The 4766-nt window shown below is 67.3% G+C and carries 5 protein-coding genes; 1 reads left to right on the plus strand and 4 read right to left on the minus strand.

Translation table 11 applies throughout. The features are described 5' to 3' along the window. Window positions 1-105 precede the first annotated feature (105 nt). From fusA to COGEMETH_RS19065, 4 genes are all read right to left on the minus strand, one after another. Entirely contained in the window at window positions 106-2181 is a 2076-nt protein-coding gene (gene fusA, locus COGEMETH_RS19050) for an elongation factor G (RefSeq protein WP_238184179.1), read from the minus strand. A gap of 31 nt (window positions 2182-2212) precedes the next feature. Continuing rightward, window positions 2213-2683, minus strand: a complete 471-nt coding sequence (rpsG, locus tag COGEMETH_RS19055) for a 30S ribosomal protein S7 (protein WP_238184180.1) — start codon at window positions 2681-2683, stop codon at window positions 2213-2215. 117 nt (window positions 2684-2800) lie between these two features. Further along, window positions 2801-3172 carry a 30S ribosomal protein S12 gene (gene rpsL, locus COGEMETH_RS19060; RefSeq protein ID WP_066927123.1) on the minus strand — a complete coding sequence of 124 codons (372 nt, stop codon included), beginning with the start codon at window positions 3170-3172 and terminating at the stop codon, window positions 2801-2803. 364 nt (window positions 3173-3536) lie between these two features. Then, window positions 3537-4163, minus strand: coding sequence for a DUF805 domain-containing protein (locus COGEMETH_RS19065; RefSeq protein ID WP_238184181.1), 627 nt, complete (start codon window positions 4161-4163; stop codon window positions 3537-3539). A gap of 250 nt (window positions 4164-4413) precedes the next feature. Here COGEMETH_RS19065 and COGEMETH_RS19070 point away from each other — a divergent pair. Further along, a partial coding sequence (locus COGEMETH_RS19070; RefSeq protein WP_238184182.1) for a hypothetical protein occupies window positions 4414-4766 on the plus strand: 353 nt, incomplete at its 3' end.

Below are 4766 nucleotides of genomic sequence, written 5' to 3' on the forward strand. Positions count from 1 at the left end.
CGAACTTTTCCTTGGCCATGAGAGCCTCCGTAAGATCAGATCAATGGGATGGACGAGAAACGGACCGGCACGCCTTAGGCGTACTTAGCGATGACAGAGTACGCCCTAGGCGTACTTGGCGATGACCTTGTCGGCCTCGCCGCGCGGCACTTCCTCGTAGTGGTCGAACTGCATCGTGAAGTTGGCGCGGCCCTGGCTGAAGGACCGCAGCTGGTTCACGTACCCGAACATGTTGGCCAGCGGCACCATCGCGTTGATGACGTTGGCGTTGCCGCGCATGTCCTGGCCCTGGATCTGGCCGCGGCGGGAGTTGAGGTCGCCGATGACCGAGCCGGTATACTCTTCCGGCGAGACGACCTCGACCTTCATCACCGGCTCAAGCAGCACCGAGCCGCCCTTCTGGAGGGCTTCGCGGAGCGCCGCGCGGGAGGCGATCTCGAAGGCGAGCGCCGAGGAGTCGACGTCGTGGTAGGCGCCGTCGATCAGCTCCACCTTGATGTCGACCACGGGGAAGCCGGCCAGGATGCCCGCGCCCAGGACCGAGTTGAGGCCCTTCTCGACGCCGGGGATGTATTCCTTCGGCACCGCGCCGCCGATGACCTTCGAGTTGAACTCGAAGCCCTTTCCGGGTTCGTTCGGTTCGACCACGAACTTGACGCGGGCGAACTGACCGGTGCCGCCGGTCTGCTTCTTGTGGGTGTAGTCGATCTCGGTGCGCCGGGTCAGCTTCTCGCGGTAGGCCACCTGCGGCTGGCCGATATTGGCGTCGACCTTGTAGGTGCGGCGCAGGATGTCGACCTTGATGTCGAGGTGGAGCTCGCCCATCCCGCGCAGGATGGTCTGGCCCGACTCCTGGTCGGTGGAGACGCGGAAGGACGGGTCCTCCGCGGCGAGCTTGGCCAGGGCGATGCCGAGCTTCTCCTGATCAGCCTTCGACTTCGGCTCCACGGCGATCTCGATGACCGGCTCGGGGAACTCCATCTTCTCCAGGATCACGACCTTGACCGGGTCCGACAGGGTGTCGCCGGTGCGGGTGTCCTTGAGGCCGGCCAGCGCGACGATGTCGCCGGCGAACGCTTCCTTCACGTCCTCGCGGTTGTTGGCGTGCATCAGGAGCATGCGGCCGACGCGCTCCTTCTTGTCGCGGGACGAGTTGAGCACGTTGGCGCCCGACTCGACCTTGCCGGAATAGACCCGGCAGAAGGTGATCGTGCCGACGTGGGGGTCGTCCATGATCTTGAAGGCGAGCATGGAGAAGGGATCGCTGTCGGTCGGGTGACGGACGGTCTCTTCCTCGGTCTTGAAGTCGATGCCCTTGATCTCGCCGCGGTCGGCGGGCGAAGGCAGGTAGTCCACGACGGCGTCGAGGAGGGGCTGCACGCCCTTGTTCTTGAAGGCCGAGCCGCAGAGCACGGGATGGAAGGCGCGCAGCTGCACGGCCTTGCGCACCAGCTTGCGCAGGGTCTCCTGGTCCGGCTCCACGCCGTCGAGGTAGGCGGTCATGGCGTCGTCGTCGAGCTCGACGCAGGCCTCGATCATCTTGGTGCGGTATTCCACCGCCTGATCCTGGAGGTCGGCCGGGATCTCCTCCTCGTCGTAGTTGGCGCCGAGCGCCTCGCCCGACCAGACGATGGCCTTCATCTTGATCAGGTCGACCACGCCCCGGAAGGTGTTCTCGGCGCCGATCGGCAGCTGCAGGCACACCGGCTTGCCGGCGACGCGCAGGATGATGTCGGCCACGCACTTGAAGAAGTCGGCGCCGATCTTGTCCATCTTGTTGACGAACACGACGCGCGGCACGTCGTACTTGTCGGCCTGACGCCAGACAGTCTCGGTCTGGGGCTCGACGCCCTGGTTGCCGTCGAGCACGCAGACGGCGCCGTCGAGCACGCGCAGGGAGCGCTCGACCTCGATGGTGAAGTCCACGTGGCCGGGGGTGTCGATGATGTTCAGGCGCTTCTCGCGCCAGAAGCAGGTCGTTGCCGCCGACGTGATGGTGATGCCGCGCTCCTGCTCCTGCTCCATCCAGTCCATCGTGGCGGCGCCCTCATGGACTTCGCCGATCTTGTGGGACTTTCCGGTGTAGTACAGAATCCGCTCGGTCGTCGTGGTCTTGCCGGCATCGATGTGGGCCATGATGCCGAAGTTGCGGTAGTCCTCGATCGCGTGCGTGCGGGGCATCGGGGTGCTCCTGAATGGGGGCCGGGACCGCTTACCAGCGGTAGTGCGAGAAGGCGCGGTTGGCTTCCGCCATCCGGTGCGTGTCTTCCCGCTTCTTGACGGCGTTGCCGCGGTTGTTGGCGGCGTCGAGGAGTTCGGCCGAGAGGCGCTCGACCATGGTGCGGTCGTTGCGCGAGCGGGCGGCCTGGATCAGCCAGCGGATCGCCAGGGCCTGGCGGCGCTCGGTGCGGACCTCGACGGGAACCTGGTAGGTCGCGCCGCCGACGCGGCGGGAACGGACCTCGATCATCGGGGCGACGTTGTCGAGCGCGGTGCGGAACACCTCGATCGGGTTGGCGCGGGCGCGGTTCTCGACCAGGTCGAAGGCGCCGTAGACGATCCGCTCGGCGGTGGACTTCTTGCCCTCGTACATGATCGAATTCATGAACTTGGTCAGGACGATATCCCCGTATTTCGGGTCGGGGATGATCTCACGCTTCTCGGCGGAATGGCGACGGGACATCGGTTCGGACTCTCAGAAAATCGTTCTTAAGCACCCGGCGCAGGCCGCCTTGAGCTTCTTTCGAAGCCGGCGACATCCTTACCGGGCAGTGGAAACCCAACGCAAAGTACCAAAAAACTACTTCGGACGCTTGGCGCCGTACTTGGAGCGGCGCTGCTTGCGGTTCTTGACGCCCTGGGTGTCGAGCACGCCGCGCAGGATGTGGTAGCGCACGCCCGGCAGATCCTTCACGCGGCCACCGCGGATCATCACCACGGAGTGCTCCTGAAGGTTGTGGCCCTCGCCCGGGATGTAGCCGATCACCTCGAAGCCGTTGGTGAGCCGCACCTTGGCGACCTTGCGGAGCGCCGAGTTCGGCTTCTTCGGGGTCGTGGTGTAGACGCGGGTGCAGACGCCGCGCTTCTGCGGGCAGGCGTTCAGCGCCGGCACCTTGTTGCGGCTCCGCTGGATCTTCCGCGGCTGCGCGATCAGCTGGTTGATCGTCGGCATCCTGTGCCCTCTTCCTCCGGATCGCTCGACGCGACCCCGTGAACCGTCACTATGGCCCCTGGTCGGGACCGGCTGCGGCCGCCTGGAAGGGAAGCCGCAAAACGAATATGCGCCATGGGTCGGTCAGGACCCGCGGCGCGCTGTCGGCAGAGGAGCACTCCCGGTACAGGCGCGCTCGTACCTACTGATCTGACGAAACGTCAGGCGATGTGAGCCCTCGGTGCCCGACTGACGCGGTAGCGACGGTTGCGGAGCCTCGCTCCAGACCGTCAGCAGCCCCAGGCCGACCGAAGTGGCGCGCTTCTAGCCCCGCTACGGGACATCGTCAATGGCGAGGGCGGACATTCTTTGCCCGGAGCGTTCGTTAAAGCTCCGTGACCGGCGGCGGTCCGAAGCGGTTGGGGCCGGCATCGCCCCGGCGTGCCAGGATCGCGACGACGACCCAGATCGAGGCCCCGAACCAGAGGAGGCCGAACACGCCGGCGACGGCGTAGCCCGGCGCGCCGTTGGTCGCGAGCGCCGCGACGATTCCGCCGACCACCGCGAGCAGCAGCGGCACCAGGGGCAGGAAGCCCCACCAGCCGGAGCGGTCCACGTCGTGGCAGCGCTTGATCATCAGCGCGAGGCCCGACCATGCGGCCACGAGGCTGACGACCTGCCCGATCAGGGGAATCCAGCCCACGACGACGTTGACGGCCATCAGCACCAGAAAGCCGTAGAGCCAGTAATCGCTGCGTCCGACCCGTCCGTTGGGGCTCATGTAGAAGGCGACCCAGTCGCGCTTCGGGCCCTGGACCACGACGGGCATACTGCCGGGAATCAGGTAGACCTCGCGGGCCTCGTCGGCGCCGGGCTGGAAGTCCACGTCCTGGCCCGCCTGCGGCGCGGCGCTGCGCAGGTCCGGCAGGCCGTAGCGGTAGCGGCGCCCGTCCTCGCTCGCGATGATCCCGGCCGCGGAGGCCCCCGCGACCGCCAGAACCCTGCCCCGCATCCCTCGAGCCCCCGACCCGTCGCCCCGGTTCCGGTGGCTCCGGACCCAGGATTTCCGAGGATCGGTCCGGCGTCAATCCGCTGGGCCGTGACTCGTTCGCGTACCGGATCGGGGCAGGAACGGCGCCTCTGCTGCCGGCATCGCTCACCAAAGATTAAACCCGATCGTCGAATTGTCGCGATCACCGGGACGGCGCCTGCGGGCTCCGCCACCCGGCCGGTGATCGGGTCACGGCATTAGGGTGATGCGTATGGGTTGCGTCTCGACGGCGATGGACAATGTCGTCCCCTTCCGCCGCATCGCCGCCGTGGGGGCCGCCGCGCGGGCAGGGGTGCGGGAGGGCCAGGCCCAGCGCCGCAGCGAGCAGCGCGCCCTGATGGACGCGGTCTACGCCACCGGCAGCCTCACCGTCGCGGCCGGCGACCGCGACAGCAAGCTCACCGCCTCGCGCCTGCAGGTCTACGGCTTCCTCACCGTGGAGGAAGTGCTGGAGGACGGCTCCCTGCGCCGCCTGCGCCCCTCCGAGGCGATCCGCGCCCGCGCCGAGCGTCCCTGGCGCCTGTCCAAGCCCGCCTATGGCGGCGGCCTCTCGGTGACGATCCC

The organism is Methylobacterium trifolii, from assembly GCF_022179685.1.
GTDB lineage: Bacteria > Pseudomonadota > Alphaproteobacteria > Rhizobiales > Beijerinckiaceae > Methylobacterium > Methylobacterium trifolii.